Annotated in this window: 17 protein-coding genes; 14 read left to right on the plus strand and 3 right to left on the minus strand. The window is 71.0% G+C overall.

The features are described 5' to 3' along the window. The 3 genes from ACIQNU_RS37030 to truA form a co-directional block, all read left to right on the plus strand. On the plus strand, window positions 1–453 hold a 453-nt coding region (locus ACIQNU_RS37030; RefSeq protein ID WP_351334669.1), incomplete at its 5' end, for a DNA-directed RNA polymerase subunit alpha C-terminal domain-containing protein. A 158-nt stretch (window positions 454–611) separates the two neighbouring features. Then, window positions 612–1133, plus strand: a complete 522-nt coding sequence (rplQ, locus tag ACIQNU_RS37035) for a 50S ribosomal protein L17 (RefSeq protein ID WP_401375032.1) — start codon at window positions 612–614, stop codon at window positions 1131–1133. Window positions 1134–1219: 86 nt separating this feature from the next. Beyond that, on the plus strand, window positions 1220–2062 hold the full coding sequence (gene truA / locus ACIQNU_RS37040) for a tRNA pseudouridine(38-40) synthase TruA (protein ID WP_401375034.1): 843 nt from the start codon (window positions 1220–1222) through the stop codon (window positions 2060–2062). A 34-nt stretch (window positions 2063–2096) separates the two neighbouring features. Here the strand turns inward: truA and ACIQNU_RS37045 are convergent, their stop codons facing one another. Next, complete coding sequence (locus tag ACIQNU_RS37045; RefSeq protein ID WP_401375037.1) at window positions 2097–2981, minus strand: hypothetical protein; 885 nt, start codon at window positions 2979–2981, stop codon at window positions 2097–2099. A 123-nt stretch (window positions 2982–3104) separates the two neighbouring features. On the opposite strand from ACIQNU_RS37045, the gene ACIQNU_RS37050 reads away from it, so the two are divergent. From ACIQNU_RS37050 to glmM, 4 genes are all read left to right on the plus strand, one after another. Beyond that, the gene (locus ACIQNU_RS37050; protein ID WP_401375039.1) at window positions 3105–4361 is read left to right on the plus strand and encodes a glycosyltransferase family 87 protein; all 1257 of its coding nucleotides are present in this window, start codon (window positions 3105–3107) and stop codon (window positions 4359–4361) included. A 313-nt stretch (window positions 4362–4674) separates the two neighbouring features. Continuing rightward, window positions 4675–5118, plus strand: coding sequence for a 50S ribosomal protein L13 (gene rplM / locus ACIQNU_RS37055; RefSeq protein WP_389880120.1), 444 nt, complete (start codon window positions 4675–4677; stop codon window positions 5116–5118). 42 nt (window positions 5119–5160) lie between these two features. After that, window positions 5161–5694, plus strand: coding sequence for a 30S ribosomal protein S9 (rpsI, locus tag ACIQNU_RS37060; RefSeq protein ID WP_401375042.1), 534 nt, complete (start codon window positions 5161–5163; stop codon window positions 5692–5694). Between the two features lie 300 nt (window positions 5695–5994). Beyond that, on the plus strand, window positions 5995–7362 hold the full coding sequence (glmM, locus tag ACIQNU_RS37065; protein ID WP_401375044.1) for a phosphoglucosamine mutase: 1368 nt from the start codon (window positions 5995–5997) through the stop codon (window positions 7360–7362). Between the two features lie 79 nt (window positions 7363–7441). Here glmM and ACIQNU_RS37070 read toward each other — a convergent pair whose 3' ends face one another. Then, on the minus strand, window positions 7442–8386 hold the full coding sequence (locus ACIQNU_RS37070; RefSeq protein ID WP_401375047.1) for a DUF389 domain-containing protein: 945 nt from the start codon (window positions 8384–8386) through the stop codon (window positions 7442–7444). An 88-nt stretch (window positions 8387–8474) separates the two neighbouring features. Then, window positions 8475–9464 (minus strand): type I pantothenate kinase, encoded by a 990-nt coding sequence (gene coaA / locus ACIQNU_RS37075; RefSeq protein ID WP_401375049.1) that lies wholly within the window; start codon window positions 9462–9464, stop codon window positions 8475–8477. Between the two features lie 245 nt (window positions 9465–9709). Here coaA and ACIQNU_RS37080 point away from each other — a divergent pair, with 245 nt between their 5' ends. The 7 genes from ACIQNU_RS37080 to tsaE all read left to right on the plus strand — a co-directional run bounded on the left by ACIQNU_RS37080 (window position 9710) and on the right by tsaE (window position 16983). Continuing rightward, window positions 9710–9946: a hypothetical protein gene (locus ACIQNU_RS37080; RefSeq protein ID WP_401375052.1), complete on the plus strand. Its 237-nt coding sequence runs from the start codon at window positions 9710–9712 to the stop codon at window positions 9944–9946. Window positions 9947–9968: 22 nt separating this feature from the next. Next, window positions 9969–11816 (plus strand): glutamine--fructose-6-phosphate transaminase (isomerizing), encoded by a 1848-nt coding sequence (gene glmS / locus ACIQNU_RS37085; RefSeq protein WP_401375054.1) that lies wholly within the window; start codon window positions 9969–9971, stop codon window positions 11814–11816. Window positions 11817–11820: 4 nt separating this feature from the next. Next, the gene (locus ACIQNU_RS37090; RefSeq protein WP_401375056.1) at window positions 11821–12189 is read left to right on the plus strand and encodes a holo-ACP synthase; all 369 of its coding nucleotides are present in this window, start codon (window positions 11821–11823) and stop codon (window positions 12187–12189) included. A 53-nt stretch (window positions 12190–12242) separates the two neighbouring features. Continuing rightward, window positions 12243–13670 (plus strand): NAD(P)H-hydrate dehydratase, encoded by a 1428-nt coding sequence (locus ACIQNU_RS37095; RefSeq protein ID WP_401375058.1) that lies wholly within the window; start codon window positions 12243–12245, stop codon window positions 13668–13670. A gap of 358 nt (window positions 13671–14028) precedes the next feature. Then, window positions 14029–15225 carry an alanine racemase gene (gene alr / locus ACIQNU_RS37100; protein WP_401375060.1) on the plus strand — a complete coding sequence of 399 codons (1197 nt, stop codon included), beginning with the start codon at window positions 14029–14031 and terminating at the stop codon, window positions 15223–15225. Then, a complete protein-coding gene (locus tag ACIQNU_RS37105; RefSeq protein ID WP_401375062.1) occupies window positions 15222–16442 on the plus strand; it encodes an alpha/beta fold hydrolase in 1221 nt (406 codons plus the stop codon). The genes alr and ACIQNU_RS37105 overlap by 4 nt, the downstream gene beginning before the upstream one ends. Beyond that, window positions 16411–16983 carry a tRNA (adenosine(37)-N6)-threonylcarbamoyltransferase complex ATPase subunit type 1 TsaE gene (tsaE, locus tag ACIQNU_RS37110; protein ID WP_401375065.1) on the plus strand — a complete coding sequence of 191 codons (573 nt, stop codon included), beginning with the start codon at window positions 16411–16413 and terminating at the stop codon, window positions 16981–16983. Before ACIQNU_RS37105 ends, tsaE begins: the two co-directional genes overlap by 32 nt. Window positions 16984–17101: the final 118 nt, after the last annotated feature.

The following is a 17101-nucleotide window of genomic DNA, read 5'->3' on the forward strand; positions in this document are numbered from 1 at the left end:
AAGCTGATCGTCGACGTCGAGACCAAGCAGGCCATGCGTCCGCGTGACGCCATGGCGTCGGCCGGCAAGACCCTGGTCGAGCTGTTCGGTCTGGCTCGTGAGCTGAACATCGACGCCGAGGGCATCGACATGGGCCCGTCGCCGACGGACGCCGCCCTCGCCGCGGACCTGGCGCTGCCGATCGAGGAGCTGGAACTCACCGTCCGCTCCTACAACTGCCTCAAGCGTGAGGGCATCCACTCCGTGGGTGAACTCGTCGCCCGCTCCGAGGCGGACCTGCTCGACATCCGTAACTTCGGTGCCAAGTCGATCGACGAGGTCAAGGCGAAGCTCGCCGGTATGGGCCTGGCCCTGAAGGACAGCCCGCCCGGATTCGACCCGACGGCCGCCGCGGACGCCTTCGGCGCGGACGATGACGCGGACGCCGGGTTCGTGGAGACCGAGCAGTATTAGTCGCGGTCTGGCGGTTGAGGGTGGCTGAGGTCTTTGTCGGCCTGCGGCCTCGTCCTCAAACGCCGGACGGGCTGAAAAGATCTTCCGCAAGGCAGCCGCTTTGCGGGAACTGACCCCGGTACCTGATACGGCCGGGGCAGACATCGAGGAGAAACACCATGCCGAGGCCCACCAAGGGTGCCCGACTGGGCGGCAGTGCCGCGCACGAGAAGCTGCTGCTGGCGAACCTCGCCCGCTCGCTCTTCGAGCACGGCCGCATCACCACCACCGAGGCGAAGGCCCGTCGTCTGCGTCCCTACGCGGAGCGTCTGGTCACCAAGGCGAAGAAGGGTGACCTTCACAACCGTCGCCAGGTGCTTCAGGTCATCACCGACAAGAGCGTCGTCCACACGCTCTTCACGGAGATCGGCCCGCGCTACGAGAACCGTCCGGGTGGCTACACCCGTATCACCAAGATCGGTAACCGCCGGGGCGACAACGCGCCCATGGCCGTCATCGAGCTGGTGGAGGCGCTGACCGTGGCGCAGCAGGCCACGGGCGAGGCCGAGGCGGCGACCAAGCGTGCCGTCAAGGAAGACGCCATCAAGAAGGACGACGTTCTGAAGAAGGACGACGCCCCGGTTGAGGCGGCTGCCGAAGAGGTCGTCGAGGACGCCAAGCCGGAGTCCAAGGACGCGTGACGCTGCGCTGTGCTTGAGCGGGTCTGCCCCCTGCGGGGGCGGGCCCGTTTTCGCGTCCGCGAGTGTCGGCCTGAGGAGGAGAGTTCGTGAGTGTTCGGGTTCGACTTGATCTTTCCTATGACGGGGCCGGTTTTTCCGGGTGGGCCAAGCAGGCCGGGGGGCGGCGGACTGTTCAGGGGGAGATCGAGGATGCGTTGCGGACCGTCACGCGGGCTCGGGATGTGCCGTTCGAGTTGACCGTGGCCGGGCGGACCGATGCCGGGGTGCATGCGCGGGGGCAGGTGGCTCATGTCGATCTGCCCGATGAGCTGTGGGACGCGCAGCGCGAGAAGTTGTTGAAGCGGTTGGCCGGGCGGCTGTCGAAGGATGTCCGGATCTGGTCGGTCGCCGAGGCGCCTGCCGGGTTCGACGCGCGGTTCTCGGCGATCTGGCGGCGGTACGCCTATCGCGTCACCGATCATCCCGGTGGTGTCGATCCGCTGCTGCGGGGACATGTGCTGTGGCACGACTGGCCCTTGGACGTCGACGCGATGAACGAGGCGGCGCGGGCGCTGGTCGGGGAGCACGATTTCGCCGCGTACTGCAAGAAGCGCGAGGGCGCCACGACCATCCGTACGCTTCAGGAGCTGAGCCTGGAGCGGGGTGCCGACGGGATCATCACCGCGACCGTGCGTGCCGACGCCTTCTGCCACAACATGGTGCGGTCCCTGATCGGGGCGCTGCTGTTCGTCGGGGACGGGCACCGGGCGCCCGACTGGCCGGGGAAGGTGCTCGCCGCCGGGGTGCGGGACTCCGCCGTCCATGTGGTGCGGCCCCATGGGCTGACCCTGGAGGAAGTCGGTTACCCCGCCGACGAGTTGCTGGCCGAGCGCAGTCGAGAGGCCCGTAACAAGCGGTCCTTGCCCGGTGTCGCCGGGTGTCCCTGTTGAGCAGTGCTGTTACGGGTGTGGTCGGCGGGTGTCTTTACGGGGCGTTCGCTGCTGCTGATGCCTGGGCCTCGCCGCGCCTGATGATCTGACGGAACGTGAACTCGGCGATGTCGTCGCCCGTCTTGAAGACCGAGCTGTCCTTCTCCGTCACGCTCTTGCCGTTGGTGAAGCCGGCGATCGTGAAGTAGGCGTAGCGGCCGTAGGAGTTGGCGGTCGAGCGGCAGATCGACGTACGGCAGAAGGTGGGGACGCCGGAGCCGGGCAGGGAGATGACGTTGCCCTTGTCCGCCTGGGTCTTGGCCTTCGTGGCCTTCGCCTCGGTGTCGAACAGGGCGACGCCGACCGTCACCGCGATGCCGTCCTTGGTGTAGGTGGCGCGGATCATCCGGGTGCAGCCGTTGGACTTCAGGACCTTGCTCAGGTCGCCGCGGGCGATGTCGGGGCAGCTCGGGGAACTGCCCGTCTCGCCCTTCTTGTAGACCGCGTCGCCCATGGTCAGCTTGGTTCCGGGGTAGAGCGTGTCCGGGCTGAGCGGCGCCTTGTCCTTGTCGGCGCTGGAGATGAATTCCTTGGGATCCAGCGGTGGGGGCGCGCTCGTCTCGGCGAAGGACGGGCCGGGCTCGGTGGTGTCGCTCGGGATGTCCGCGGCGGTCGGTAGCTGGTCGGACGGCTTGTTGGACGCCTGGTCGCCGCTGTTCGCCGAGACGACGACGACCGCGACGGCCGCGGCGACGGCGACGGTCGCGAGTGCGCCGCCGCCGATGAACAGCATCTTCCGGCGGCGGGCGCGCGCCGCCGACGCGTCGGCCAGTGCCGCCCAGTCCGGGGTACCGCCCGCGCCGGGCCCTGATCCCCACCGTGGCGGCCGGCCGCCGGATGCGCCGGGACCCCACTCGGGTCCCCCCTGCCCAAAGCTCATGGGGCGCATCTTAGACGGGCCGTGCGCCGCCCGTTCACGCCGTGAGCCGCCCGGTCCGGCTGGAACTGGCCGACAGGGCCGGGTCCTTGAACTCGTCTCGCCGTGCTGCCTAGCGTGAGCCGTATGTATGCGGATGATTCGGGTAATTCGGTCAGTGCTGGGCAAAGGTGGTTGAGGGGTGGGGCGAGTTGGCATCTGTGGGTGGCGCTCGGTGCGGTGCTCGCCGCCTTCGTCGTGCACGCGGGGCGGGTGACGGTGGACGGCGGGATGGACAACGCGATCGTCGTGCACGCCGCCCGCACCTGGCTCGACGGCGGATCGCCGTACGCCGACCGGCACTTCCTCTATCTTCCGGCCGCGGTCCTCGCCGCCGTACCGCAGGCGCTGTTGCCGGTCGGAGTGGTGCGGTACGCGGTGCCGGCCGGGGTGGTCGCCGCGCTCGTCGTCGGGTGGGGGTGTGCGCTGCGGTTGCACGGCGAGTCGCTGCGCAGCCGGTTCGCGGTGCTCGGGCTGTTCGGGCTCGCCGTGGGCTTCGCGCCGTTCGGGCATCTGGTGGCGCTCGGGAACTGGACGGTGGCCGCGGTGGCGGTGCTGCCGTTCGCGCTGCTGCTCGCGCATCGGGGGTGGTGGACGGCCGCCGGGGTGGTGATCGGGGTGACGGTGGCGGTCAAGCCGCTGCTGGTGCCGGTCGCGTTGCTGTTCGTGTTCGCGCGGCGGCCGGGGGCGCTGGCCGCGATGGTGGGGGTGCCGATCGTCGGCTCGGTGCTCGCGGCGCTGGTGATGCCGGATCCGGCCGGGTTCCTCACCCGGACGCTGCCGTTCCTGTTGAGCGGGCGGGACGAGTTCGTACGGCTGTATGAGGCGTCGCCCGCGGCTGTGCTGCCGCGGCTCGGGGTGCCGGAGGCCGGGGCGGGGCTGGTGGCTGTCGTGGGGGCGGGGGTCGGGGTGTGGTGTGCGTGGGGGCGGTGGCGGCGGGGTGGGGGCGACGGGGCGCAGCGGGTGGGGGAGGCCGGGGCGATGGTGATGCTTTCCGCGTTTCTGGTGTCGCGGCCGTCGTACGACCACTATCTGCTGGTCGTGGTGCCGGTGCTGGTGGCCGGGGTGCTGCGGGAGGGGGCGGTGGCGCGGTCGCCGTGGTTCTGGCTGGCGATGGTGCCGCAGGTGCCGGGGGTTTCCTGGCCGGGGCTGGAGGCGGGGACTCGGCGGGCGTTCCGGGACGCGGTGACGCTTTGTGTTTTGGCGGTGACTGTGGCGGTACGGGGTGTTAGGGGTGCCGGTGTCGTGACGCAACGTGATTGTCCGGGGCGCCCGGCACTTGGGGCTGTGCCCACCCGTTCCGCCCCAGCGGAACAGCTGCCCACAGCCAGGTTGGACAGATAGCGTTGGCCGGGGCGGGCCGGGGCGGGCGGATGGTTCGGCTCGGTTTCTGCTGTGTCGGGTGGCCCCGTACTCTGGGCGGTGGTAGAAGCACTCGGCGCCGTTTTGACCCGTACGGGGCAGCGCGGGTATTCTGCATGTTCGTTATGTGTATTGGCTTTCTCATTCTCACGTGAGGGGCCCTTACACCGGTCCACCGGGCCGATGACCAGCGGCAAGCACTCGGTTGCGTCACCGACGTGCGGCCAGGGCTGTCGTGATCGTCCGTGGTGGCCTTGTCAGGACCCACTCACTGAAGAAGCGAAGGCTACGAACCGTGCGTACGTACAGCCCCAAGCCCGGCGATGTCACTCGCCAGTGGCACGTCATCGATGCCCGGGACGTCGTCCTGGGCCGTCTGGCGACGACTGCCGCCACCCTTCTCCGGGGCAAGCACAAGCCGATCTACGCGCCCCATGTCGACACCGGTGACTTCGTCATCATCATCAACGCGGACAAGGTGCACCTGTCCGGCAACAAGCGCACGCAGAAGATGGCGTACCGCCACTCCGGCTACCCGGGTGGTCTGCGCTCCGTGCGTTACGACGAGCTGCTCGACAAGAACCCCGAGAAGGCCGTCGAGAAGGCCGTCAAGGGCATGCTCCCGAAGAACACCCTGGGCCGTCAGATGCTCTCGAAGCTGAAGGTCTACTCGGGCGACACGCACCCGCACGCTGCCCAGCAGCCGGTGCCGTTCGAGATCACCCAGGTCGCGCAGTAAGTCCGGCCACCCCCTAAGACTGAACAGAATCTGAGGAGAATCGTGGCCGAGACCACCGCCGAGCAGCCTCTCGACGAGACCGTTGACGAGACTGTCGACGTAGAGCAGTACACCACCGAGACCGAGGTCCCCGTCGAGGGCGAGTACGCCGCGGAGTCCTCGGACCTCGCGGGCCGCTTCGGTGACCCCCAGCCGGCCGCAGGTCTGGGCCGTCGTAAGAACGCCATCGCCCGCGTCCGGATCGTCCCGGGCACCGGCAAGTGGAAGATCAACGGTCGCACCCTTGAGGACTACTTCCCCAACAAGGTGCACCAGCAGGAAGTCAACGAGCCGTTCAAGGTGCTGGAGCTGGACGACCGGTACGACGTGGTCGCCCGGATCGCCGGTGGCGGCGTCTCCGGTCAGGCCGGTGCCCTGCGCCTCGGCGTGGCCCGCGCGCTGAACGAGGCCGACGTCGAGAACAACCGCGGCGCCCTCAAGAAGGCCGGATTCCTCCGCCGCGATGACCGTGCGGTCGAGCGGAAGAAGGCCGGTCTGAAGAAGGCTCGTAAGGCTCCGCAGTACAGCAAGCGGTAACACTCCGCTCGGTTGCGCGGTTCGTGGGGCTTCTGTTGTCGGTCGGCTGCGGGTTCGCCGTGGCTGGGTGCGCAGTTCCCCGCACCCCTTAGGGAGGCGCCTGCGGCGCCTTTCACGGGGCGTCTGCCCCCTCCGTGCATCCAAATGCTTCATTCGCTCGCCCCGGCGGCACGCTGTGTGCTGTCGGGGCGTTCGTTTATCGCGGTTGTGGGCGTATAACGGCACAAGACGCTCAAAGGTTTGCATGCTCGGATGATTTCCGACGCTTCTTCGAGGATTGCGAAAGTTCGGAGGACACCAGTGGGACGACTCTTCGGCACGGACGGCGTGCGCGGTGTCGCCAACGCGGATCTGACGGCCGAGCTGGCGCTCGGGCTCTCCGTGGCAGCGGCACACGTACTCGCCGAGGCGGGCAGCTTTGAAGGACATCGCCCAACGGCGGTGGTCGGCAGAGACCCGCGTGCGTCCGGGGAGTTCCTGGAAGCCGCGGTCGTCGCGGGCCTCGCGAGCGCGGGCGTCGACGTGCTGCGCGTCGGTGTGCTGCCCACCCCCGCGGTGGCGTATCTCACCGGCGCCCTGGGTGCCGACCTCGGCGTGATGCTCTCCGCCAGTCACAACGCGATGCCCGACAACGGCATCAAGTTCTTCGCCCGCGGCGGCCACAAGCTCGCCGACGAGCTGGAGGACCGTATCGAGGCCGAGTACGCCCAGCAGACGGTGCAGCGTACGGGGGAGTCGTGGCAGCGGCCCACCGGCGCCGGCGTCGGCCGGGTGAAGGACTACGCCGAGGGCTTCGACCAGTACGTGGCCCATCTCATCGGTGTCCTGCCGAACCGGCTCGACGGGCTCAAGGTCGTCCTCGACGAGGCGCACGGCGCCGCCGCCCGGGTCTCGCCGGAGGCGTTCGCGCGCGCCGGTGCCGAGATCGTCACGATCGGCGCCGAGCCGGACGGCCTCAACATCAACGACGGCTGCGGCTCCACCCACCTCGACCTGCTGAAGGCCGCCGTACAGGAGCACGGCGCCGACCTCGGGATCGCGCACGACGGCGACGCCGACCGGTGCCTGGCCGTCGACCACACCGGTGCCGAGGTGGACGGGGACCAGATCCTCGCCGTGCTCGCGCTGGCGCTGCGGGAGCGGGGCGAGCTGCGCTCCGACACCGTCGTGGCCACGGTCATGTCCAACCTGGGCTTCAAGCTCGCCATGGAGCGCGAGGGCCTGGCGTTCGTGCAGACCGCGGTCGGCGACCGGTACGTCCTGGAGGAGATGAAGGAGCACGGGTACGCGCTCGGCGGCGAGCAGTCCGGGCATGTCATCGTCCTCGACCACGCGACGACCGGCGACGGCACCCTGACCGGGATGCTGCTCGCGGCCCGGGTCGCCGCCACGGGACGTACGCTCGCCGACCTCGCCGCCGTCATGCAGCGGCTGCCGCAGGTCCTCATCAACGTCCCCGACGTCGACAGGTCCCGCGTCCAGACCTCCGCCGAGCTGGCCGCCGCCATCGCCGAGGCCGAGCGGGAACTCGGCTCGACCGGACGCGTCCTGCTCCGGCCGTCGGGCACCGAGCCGCTGGTCCGCGTCATGGTGGAGGCCGCCGACATCGACCAGGCCCGGTCGGTCGCGGGGCGGCTGGCGGATGTGGTGAAGTCGGCGCTCGGCTGATCCGCCGACCGATGGAGAGGGGAGCGTCGTCGTACTGCGGCGGCGCTCACTTCATTCCGTTTGTTTCGTTCCGCGCGCCTCACGCCTCTCGTTCGGCGGCGCGGGAGCGCTGCACAGCCCAGAACGCCTTCTGCGCCAGCAGTGTCAGCGTTCCGGCGAGCACGATGCCGCCCAGGTTCGCCAGGAGCTGGAGGGTCGAGCCCCACGTCTGCTCGTAGTCGCGGTAGCTGAAGGCCACCGCCGCGTTCGCCGCGGCCGGCACCGTCGTCACCGAGATCGCGACGCCGATCAGCGCCCCTGACTTCGCCGAGGTCAGCGAGAGCGTCCCGGCGACACCGGCGAGGAGCGCCACGACGAACGACATCCAGTCCGGCTTCCAGATGAACGACGTGTTCGGCCGGGCCGCCTCCACCATGTCCCGCGTGAACAGACCGAGCGTGTCCAGCAGCCAACTGAATCCGGCGGTCAGCGCCATCGCCGCCGCGAACCCCGCGAGCAGCGCCCACATCGAGCGCGCCACCAGTTGGGGGGCCCGCTGCACCAGCGCCGTCGAGATCCCGGCGAGCGGCCCGAACTCCGGGCCGACGGCCATCGCGCCGACGATCAGGATCGCGTTGTCGAGCATCACACCGCAGGCCGCGATCATCGTCGCGACCGCGAGGAACGCCACATAGGTGACGGTGAGCGTCGACTCCTCGTGCGTCACTTCCCGCAACTGTTCCCACAGCACGGCGTCCGCGCCCTCGCCCGGCGCCTCCTCCTCCGCCTCGTCGGCCGCCTTCGACAGCGACAGGTCGATGGACTCGACGGCGATGGAACCGGTGTCGTCGACGCCCAGCGCGCGCAGCCCGCCGATGAGTTCGTCGCCCGCCTCGCGCGCGACATCGCACATCACCACGTCGCCCGACGGATTGCGGGCGGCCCCCGGGAGCACCGCGAGATGAGTCGTACCGACGGTGTCCTCGATCAGCCGGACCACCTCGTCGGTGCGGTCCGCCGGTGTGATCAGACGCAGATGCAGCATGGGGGCAGCGTAGACGTCACCGCTTGCGCGGATACGGCGGTCACCGCGTGCGCAGGTGCGGCGGTCACCGCGTGCGCAGGTACGGCGGTCACAGTTTGCGCAGGCTCAGCTTCTGCACCTTGTGGTCCGGGCCCTTGCGGACGACCAGGGTTGCCCGGCCGCGCGTGGGTGCCACGTTCTCCAGCAGGTTCGGTTTGTTGATGGTCCGCCAGGTCGTACGGGCGTAGTCCAGGGCCTCCTCCTCGGAGACCTGGGTGTACTTCCGGAAGTACGAGGACGGGTCCTGGAACGCCGTCATCCGCAGCTTGCGGAAACGATTCAGGTACCAGCGCTCGATGTCCTCGGGCCGGGCGTCCACGTACACGCTGAAGTCGAAGTAGTCCGCGAGACCGACCCGGGTGCGGCCGTCCTTGCCGGGGAGGGCGGGCTGGAGGACGTTGATGCCCTCGACGATGAGGATGTCGGGGCGGCGCACGGTCAGCCGCTCGCCGGGGACGATGTCGTAGATGAGGTGCGAGTACACCGGCGCCGTGACCTCGCTCCGGCCCGCTTTGACGTCCGCGACGAAACGGGTCAGCGCGCGGCGGTCGTACGACTCGGGGAAGCCCTTGCGGGACATCAGGCCGCGCGCCTGCAACTCCTTCATGGGCAGCAGGAAGCCGTCCGTGGTGACCCGTTCGACCCGGGGGTGCTCCGGCCAGCGGGAAAGGAGCGCCTGGAGGAGCCGGGCGACCGTCGACTTGCCGACGGCGACGGAGCCCGCGACGCCTATGACGAACGGGGTCCCGGACTGGGAGCCCTGCTCGCCGAGGAACGTGTTCAGGGCGCCGCGCAGCCCGTCGGTGGCGCCGACGTACAGGTTGAGGAGGCGGGACAGCGGCAGATAGATGTCGCGTACCTCGTCGAGGTCGATGACATCGCCGAGGCCGCGCAGCCGCTCCACCTCGTCGGCGGTGAGCGGCTGGGGCGTCTTGTCGCGCAGCGCGCTCCACTCCGCCCGGGTGAGATCGACGTAGGGAGTCGCCTCCGGCCGGGGCCGGTGGGCGCTTCGTGGCGGCGAAGAGACCGGGGAGATCACCCTTCATTGTTACGGCTGTATGGCGGGACGGCAGGGTGGGTTATGTCACTCGGTGCCGAGGCATATGGCTGAACTGTGCTGGTTCGGTGCCCGCGCTGTGGGGCTGCGGTGATGGCTCGGTGTGCGGTGCATGTTTCGGGACAGGTGTTTCCGGTCCGTCCGGGGGGTGGTCGGGCCCGGGGAGCGGCGGATACGTTCCCCGGAGCCGGGGTCGGAGCCGCCCCCGGAACTCTGGAAGGGGCGCCATGCCCGTACGCCTGCGTGATCTCGTACGCCGCAGACCCGTCACCGGGGCCCGTGCCCCGGACATCGCCGGGCTCGTGCACAGCGAACTGGCCGTCGAACTGCCCGACGAGGACCTGGGGGAGTACCTCGACGACTGTCTCGACCTGTATGTGAGGGGCAGTAAGCCGCGGTGCGAAGAGGTGGAGTACCTCACCCTGCTGCGGGACGCGCTCGACCGGATCGCCGAGGAGCGCTGAGCGGCGCCGTAGGCTGCGGGCCATGTGCGGAATCGTGGGATACGTGGGGTCGCAGTCGGCACTCGATGTCGTACTCGCGGGCCTGAAACGGCTGGAGTACCGGGGCTACGACTCGGCGGGCGTCGCCGTCCTCGCGGACGGGGGTCTTGCCGCCGCGAAGAAGGCGGGCAAGCTCGTCAATCTGGAGAAGGAACTCCTCGAACGGCCCCTGCCGGCCGGTTCCACGGGCATCGGGCACACCCGGTGGGCCACCCACGGCGGACCCACCGACCTCAACGCGCACCCGCACCTCGACAACGCGGGCCGGGTGTCGGTCGTCCACAACGGGATCATCGAGAACTTCGCCGCGCTGCGCGCCGAGTTGGCGGAGCGCGGGCACGAACTGCTGTCCGAGACGGACACCGAGGTCGTCGCGCATCTGCTCGCCGAGGAGTTCTCCGGCTGCGCGGACCTCGCGGAGGCGATGCGGCTGGTGTGCCGGCGGCTTGAGGGCGCGTTCACGCTGGTCGCGGTGCACGCCGACGAACCCGATGTGGTGGTGGGCGCGCGGCGGAACTCCCCGCTGGTGGTGGGCGTTGGAGAGGGTGAGTCCTTCCTGGCGTCGGACGTCGCCGCGTTCATCGCCCACACGCGGTCGGCGATCGAGCTGGGGCAGGACCAGGTGGTCGAGCTTCGGCGGGACGGAGTGACGGTCACCGACTTCGACGGCAGGCCCGCCGATGTGCGGTCCTACCACGTGGACTGGGACGCATCGGCGGCCGAAAAGGGGGGTTATGACTATTTCATGCTCAAGGAGATCGCCGAGCAGCCCAAGGCCGTGGCCGATACGTTGCTGGGGCGGATCGACGCGTCGGGTGCGCTGACCCTGGACGAGGTGCGGATCGCGACCGGGGTGCTCCGCGAGGTCGACAAGGTCGTCATCGTGGCCTGCGGGACCGCCTTCCACGCCGGGCTGATCGCCAAGTACGCGATCGAGCACTGGACGAGGATGCCCTGCGAGGTGGAGCTGGCCAGCGAGTTCCGCTACCGCGACCCGATCCTCGACCCGCGCACCCTCACCATCGCCATCTCGCAGTCCGGCGAGACCATGGACACCCTGATGGCCCTGCGGCACGCCCGCGAGCAGGGCTCCAAGGTGCTGGCGATCTGCAACACCAACGGGTCGACGATTCCCCGCGAGTCCGACGCGGTGCTGTACACGCACGCCGGGCCCGAGGTCGCCGTCGCCTCCACCAAGGCGTTCCTGACACAGCTCGTCGCCTGCTATCTCGTGGCGCTGTATCTGGGGCAGGTGCGCGGCACCAAGTGGGGCGACGAGATCCAGGCCGTCATCCGGGACCTCGCGAAGATCTCCGACGCGGTGGAGCGGGTCCTGGAGACCATGGAACCGGTCCGGGCCCTGGCGCGGTCGCTCGCCGACAAGGACACGGTCCTGTTCCTGGGCCGCCATGTGGGCTATCCGGTCGCCCTTGAGGGTGCTCTCAAGCTCAAGGAACTCGCCTACATGCATGCCGAGGGGTTCGCGGCGGGGGAGTTGAAGCACGGGCCGATCGCGCTGATCGAGGAGGACCTGCCGGTGGTGGTCGTGGTGCCGTCGCCGCGCGGGCGCTCCGTCCTGCACGACAAGATCGTCTCCAATATCCAGGAGATCCGGGCGCGGGGTGCGCGCACCATCGTCATCGCGGAGGAGGGCGACGAGACGGTCGTGCCGTACGCCGACCACCTCATCCGGATCCCCGTGACGCCGACGCTGCTCCAGCCGCTGGTGTCGACGGTGCCGCTCCAGGTGTTCGCCTGCGAACTCGCCACCGCCCGGGGCAACGAGGTGGATCAGCCCCGGAACCTCGCCAAGTCCGTGACGGTGGAGTGACGCCGTGATCATCGGGGTGGGGATCGACGTGGCGGAGATCGACCGGTTCCGGGCGGCGCTGGAGCGCACGCCAGGAATGGCCGAGCGGCTCTTCGTGGAGCGGGAGTTGCTGCTGCCGAGCGGGGAGCGGCGGGGGATCGCCTCGCTCGCCGCCCGGTTCGCCGCGAAGGAGGCGCTGGCGAAGGCGCTCGGGGCGCCGGGGGATCTGCGCTGGACGGACGCGGAGGTGTGGGTCGAGGAGTCGGGGCAGCCCCGGATCCGGGTGAGCGGGACGGTGGCCGCGCGGGCGGCGGTGCTGGGGGTGACGTCCTGGCATGTGTCGTTGAGCCATGACGCGGGGGTGGCTTCGGCGGTGGTCGTCGCGGAGGCGTGATTCCGGCGCCCCGGACAAGGCGGGGGCCGTCTTCGTACGGGAGACTCGGGGGTATGCGGACTGCGTACGGCGTGGAGACGGTTCGGGCTGCCGAGCGGGAGTTGATGGCGCGGCTTCCCGAGGGGGCCCTCATGCAGCGGGCGGCGGCGGGGCTGGCCGCGACGTGCGCCGACCTCCAGGGGGGCGTGTACGGGACCAGAACCACGCTTCTCGTCGGCTCCGGTGACAACGGCGGCGACGCCCTCTACGCCGGCACCCGGCTGGCGCGGCGCGGCGCGGCGGTCACGGCGGTCCTGCTCGCCGCCGACCGCACCCACGCCGCCGGCCTCGCGGCGTTCCTGCGCGCCGGCGGCCGGGTCTCCACGGACCCGGAATCCGACATCGCGGCGGCCGGTCTCGTGGTGGACGGCATCGTCGGGATCGGCGGCAAGGGCGGACTGCGCCCCCGCGCGGCCGAACTCGCCGACGCGGCCCACCGGTCGGACGCCGTCGTCGTCGCCGTCGACCTGCCGAGCGGGGTCGAGGCGGACACGGGCGAGGTCCACGGAGACGCAGTGCGGGCCGATGTGACGGTGACCTTCGGGACGTACAAGCCGGCGCTGCTGATCGATCCGGCCCGTGAGTACGCGGGCGCGGTGCGGCTGGTCGAGATCGGTCTCGAACTGCCGGGCGAACCGGAGCTGGAGGCGTTCCAGTTCGCGGAGGTGGCGCGGCTGCTGCCGGAGCCGGGGGCCGAGAGTGACAAGTACCGGCGCGGTGTGGTGGGGATCGTCGCGGGGTCGGCGCGGTATCCGGGGGCCGCGGTGCTCGCGGTCGCGGGGGCGTTGCGGGGTGGGGCGGGGGCCGTGCGGTATGTGGGGTCGCGGGCGGACGCGGTGATCGCGCGGTTCCCCGAGGCGCTGGTGTCCGACGGGCCGCCGTCGAAGGCCGGGCGGGTGCAGGCGTGGGTGGTGGGGCCCGGGATCGGGGACGACGCGGAGGCCGTGGCGGAGGTGCTGGCGGCGGATGTGCCGGTGCTGGTGGACGCGGACGGGTTGCGGCTCGCGGATCGGGCGGTGGTGCGGGGGCGGTCGGCGCCGACGCTGCTCACTCCTCATGCCGGGGAGGCGGCGGCTCTGCTCGGGGTGGAGCGGGGGGAGGTCGAGGGGGCTCGGTTGGGGGCGGTGCGGGAGTTGGCGGGGCGGTATGGGGCGGCGGTGCTGTTGAAGGGGGCGACGACTTTGGTGGTGGGGGCCGGGGGGAGGGGGGTGGTGCGGGTGAATCCGACCGGGACGGCCTGGTTGGCCACGGCGGGGAGTGGGGATGTGTTGTCGGGGCTTGGGGGGTCTTTGTTGGCGGCGGGGTTGGTGGCGGGGGATGCGGGGGCTGTGGCGGCGTATTTGCATGGGCTCGCGGGTCGGCTCGCCGCTGAGGGGGCTCCTGTCGGGGCGCATGATGTGGCTGAGGCGTTGCCTCGGGCTTGGCGGGATGTTCGGGGGTAGTTGTGGCGGCGGTAGGTGTGCGGGGGTGATGGGCGGGGGTGATGGGCGGGACTTGATTACGGGGCACCGTCGGATGGGGTTGTGCCCACCCGTTCCGCCGTGCGGAACGCCTGCCCACAACGGGTGCGGGTACGAGGGTGGGTGCGGGGTGCGGGGTGCGGGGTGCGGGGTGGGTGGGTGTCGTGCGGAACGCCTGCCCACAACGGGTACGGGGTACGACGGGTGCGGGTACGAGGTGGGTGCGGGGTGCGGGGTGCGGCCGGTGCGGGGACGAGGGTGGGTGCGTTTCGGGACGATTGCCGGGGTCCGGCAGGTCGGGGGCCCTTGGTTTCGGGTGGGCGGTGAGAGACTGAGGGGGATGAGTGGGAGTGGGAGTTTGCGTGCTGGGGCTTTGATCGATCTGGGGGCCTTGCGGGGCAATGTGCGGGCGTTGCGCGCGCGTGCGTCCGGCGCGGCCTTCATGGCCGTGGTCAAGGCGGACGCCTATGGCCACGGCGCGCTGGCGTGCGCGCGGGCGGCCGTCGACGCCGGCGCGACCTGGGTCGGGACGGCCACCCCGGAGGAGGCGCTGGCCCTGCGCGCCGGAGGCATCGGCCCCGACCGTGCCCGCGTGATGTGCTGGCTGTGGACCCCGGGCGGCCCCTTCCGTGAGGGCATCGAGGCCGACCTCGACATCTCGGTGAGCGGTCTGTGGGCGCTGCGTGAGGTGGCCGACGCCGCCCGTGCCGCGGGGCGCCCGGCGAAGGTCCAGCTCAAGGCCGACACGGGCCTCGGGCGCAACGGCTGCCAGCCCGCGGACTGGCCCGAACTGGTCACCGAGGCGCTGCGCGCCGAGTCGGCGGGGCTGCTGCGGATCACCGGACTCTGGTCCCACCTCGCGTGCGCCGACGAGCCGGGCCACGATTCGATCGACGCCCAACTGACCCTGTTCCGCGAGCTGGTGGCGTACGCCGAGGAGCGCGGGGCCCGGCCCGACGTGCGGCACATCGCGAACTCGCCGGCCACCCTGACCCGGCCCGACGCACACTTCGACCTGGTCCGCCCGGGGATCGCGATGTACGGGATCTCGCCGAGCCCCGAGTGCGGCACCCCCGCCGACTTCGGGCTGCGCCCGGTGATGACCCTGACGGCGTCCCTCGCGCTGGTGAAGCACGTCCCCGGCGGGCACGGCGTCAGCTACGGCCATCGCTACGTCACCCCGGGCGACACGACCCTCGGCCTGATCCCCCTCGGCTACGGCGACGGAATCCCCCGCCACGCCTCCGGCACCGGCCCCGTACTCGTCGGCGGCAAGTGGCGTACGGTCGCCGGGCGGATCGCGATGGACCAGTTCGTGGTCGACCTCGGCGGCGACGAACCCCCGGTCGGCGCCGACGCCGTGCTGTTCGGCCCCGGCGACCGGGGCGAGCCGACAGCGGAGGACTGGGCGCAGGCGGCCGGCACCATCGCGTACGAGATCGTCACCCGCATCGGATCCCGCGTCCCGCGCGTCTACGTCGACGAGGGCGCACCCACCGACGTGGGCGCACCGGGGGCGAAGGGGAGCGGCAGGTGAGCGAGAGCAGCGCGGATGTCGTCGCGGGGGCGGCCACGGCGGCCGGGAACTGGCGCCGGGCCGGTATCGCGGGCGCCGCGATCGGCGTGGTCGCGGCGGGCGCGGCGGCCGGTGTGGCGCTGGAGCGGATGACCGTGGGGCGCGGGATGCGCCGCAAGGCACAGCTCGCGCTCGACTCGACCGGGCCCTACGGAGCGCTGCGCGGCACGCCGGGCAAGGCGGTCGCCGACGACGGCACCGAGCTGTACTACGAGGTGGACGAGGTCGAGCCCGACGCCGGACTCGCCCCGCGCCGCCGGCGCCTCTTCGGCCGCCGCGCGCCCGCGCCCGTCACCGTCGTCTTCAGCCACGGCTACTGCCTGAACCAGGACTCCTGGCACTTCCAGCGGGCGGCCCTGCGCGGAGTCGTCCGTACGGTCCACTGGGACCAGCGCAGCCATGGACGGTCCGCGCGCGGGGAGGCGCAGACGCGGGACGGAGCGCCGGTCACCATCGACCAGCTCGGCCGCGACCTCAAGGCCGTCATCGACGCGGCGGCCCCCGAGGGCCCGCTCGTCCTGGTGGGCCACTCCATGGGCGGCATGACGATGATGGCGCTGGCGGACCAGTACCCCGATCTCGTACGCGAACGGGTCGTCGGTGTGGCGCTCGTCGGTACGTCGTCCGGGCGGCTCGGCGAGGTCAACTACGGGCTGCCGACGGCGGGCGTCAACGCCGTGCGGTGGGTACTGCCCGGGGTGCTCAAGGCGCTGGGGCAACGGGCCGAGCTGGTCGAGCGGGGGCGGCGGGCCACGGCGGATCTGTTCGCGGGGGTGATCAAGCGGTACTCGTTCGCGTCGCGGGACGTGGATCCGGCGGTGGCGCGGTTCGCCGAGCGGATGATCGAGGGCACGCCGATCGACGTGGTCGCCGAGTTCTATCCGGCCTTCACCGACCACGACAAGACGGCAGCGCTCGCGCACTTCGCGGAGCTGCCCGTGCTGGTGCTCGCCGGGGACAAGGACCTGGTCACGCCGAGCGAGCACAGTGAGGCCATCGCCGATCTGCTGCCGGACGCCGAGCTGGTCCTCGTACCGGACGCCGGGCATCTGGTGATGCTGGAGCACCCCGAGGTGGTCACGGACCGGCTCGCGGACCTGCTGACGCGCGTCGGCGCGGTCCCGGCGGGGGCTACCGTGGGCGGTTATGGAACGTCCACCACACCCGGCGCCGGCTGACCCCGTCACCCCCACCGCTCCCGTCACCCTCCAGCTCACCGTCGATTCGCCCGAGCGGATGAGCACGCTCGGCCGTCGGCTCGCCGGGGTGCTGCGCCCCGGCGACCTCGTGATGCTCACCGGCGAGCTGGGCGCGGGCAAGACCACGCTGACCCGGGGCATCGGCGAAGGCCTGAACGTACGCGGTGCCGTCACCTCGCCGACCTTCGTCATCGCGCGCGTGCACCCGCCGCTGGGCGACGGACCGCCGCTGGTGCACGTGGACGCGTACCGGCTGGGCGGCGGCCTGGACGAGATGGAGGACCTCGACCTCGATGTGTCGCTGCCCGAGTCCGTGATCGTGGTCGAGTGGGGCGACGGCAAGGTCGAGGATCTGTCGGACGACCGGCTGCACGTCGTGATCGGGCGGACGGTCGGCGGCGCGGGCGACACGGCCGATGTGCCCGATACGGCCGACACGGCGGACGAGGTGCGCGAGGTCACCGTCAAGGGGTTCGGGGCCCGGTGGACCGCCGGTGAGCTGGCCGGACTGGCCGTCTGAGCGCCTCAGGCTCGTACGTTCGCCCGAACGTTCCGACAAGGCGTCGGTAAATTCTTGCATTGCGGCGGCCGGGCGTGGTCGTATGGAGACCGGTACCTGGTTAGGTCTACCTAACCGC

The sequence above is a fragment of the Streptomyces sp. NPDC091292 genome (genome assembly GCF_044757265.1).
Lineage (GTDB): Bacteria > Actinomycetota > Actinomycetes > Streptomycetales > Streptomycetaceae > Streptomyces.

Bases quoted from the DNA above. Each gene is read 5' to 3' on its own strand.
- ACIQNU_RS37095 (WP_401375058.1), top strand. From the start codon at position 12,243: ATGCGGACTGCGTACGGCGTGGAGACGGTTCGGGCTGCCGAGCGGGAG.
- rplQ (WP_401375032.1), top strand. From the start codon at position 612: ATGCCGAGGCCCACCAAGGGTGCCCGACTGGGCGGCAGTGCCGCGCAC.
- ACIQNU_RS37045 (WP_401375037.1), bottom strand. From the start codon at position 2,981: ATGAGCTTTGGGCAGGGGGGACCCGAGTGGGGTCCCGGCGCATCCGGC.
- tsaE (WP_401375065.1), top strand. From the start codon at position 16,411: ATGGAACGTCCACCACACCCGGCGCCGGCTGACCCCGTCACCCCCACC.
- ACIQNU_RS37070 (WP_401375047.1), bottom strand. From the start codon at position 8,386: ATGCTGCATCTGCGTCTGATCACACCGGCGGACCGCACCGACGAGGTG.
- glmS (WP_401375054.1), top strand. From the start codon at position 9,969: ATGTGCGGAATCGTGGGATACGTGGGGTCGCAGTCGGCACTCGATGTC.
- ACIQNU_RS37050 (WP_401375039.1), top strand. From the start codon at position 3,105: ATGTATGCGGATGATTCGGGTAATTCGGTCAGTGCTGGGCAAAGGTGG.
- ACIQNU_RS37080 (WP_401375052.1), top strand. From the start codon at position 9,710: ATGCCCGTACGCCTGCGTGATCTCGTACGCCGCAGACCCGTCACCGGG.
- alr (WP_401375060.1), top strand. From the start codon at position 14,029: ATGAGTGGGAGTGGGAGTTTGCGTGCTGGGGCTTTGATCGATCTGGGG.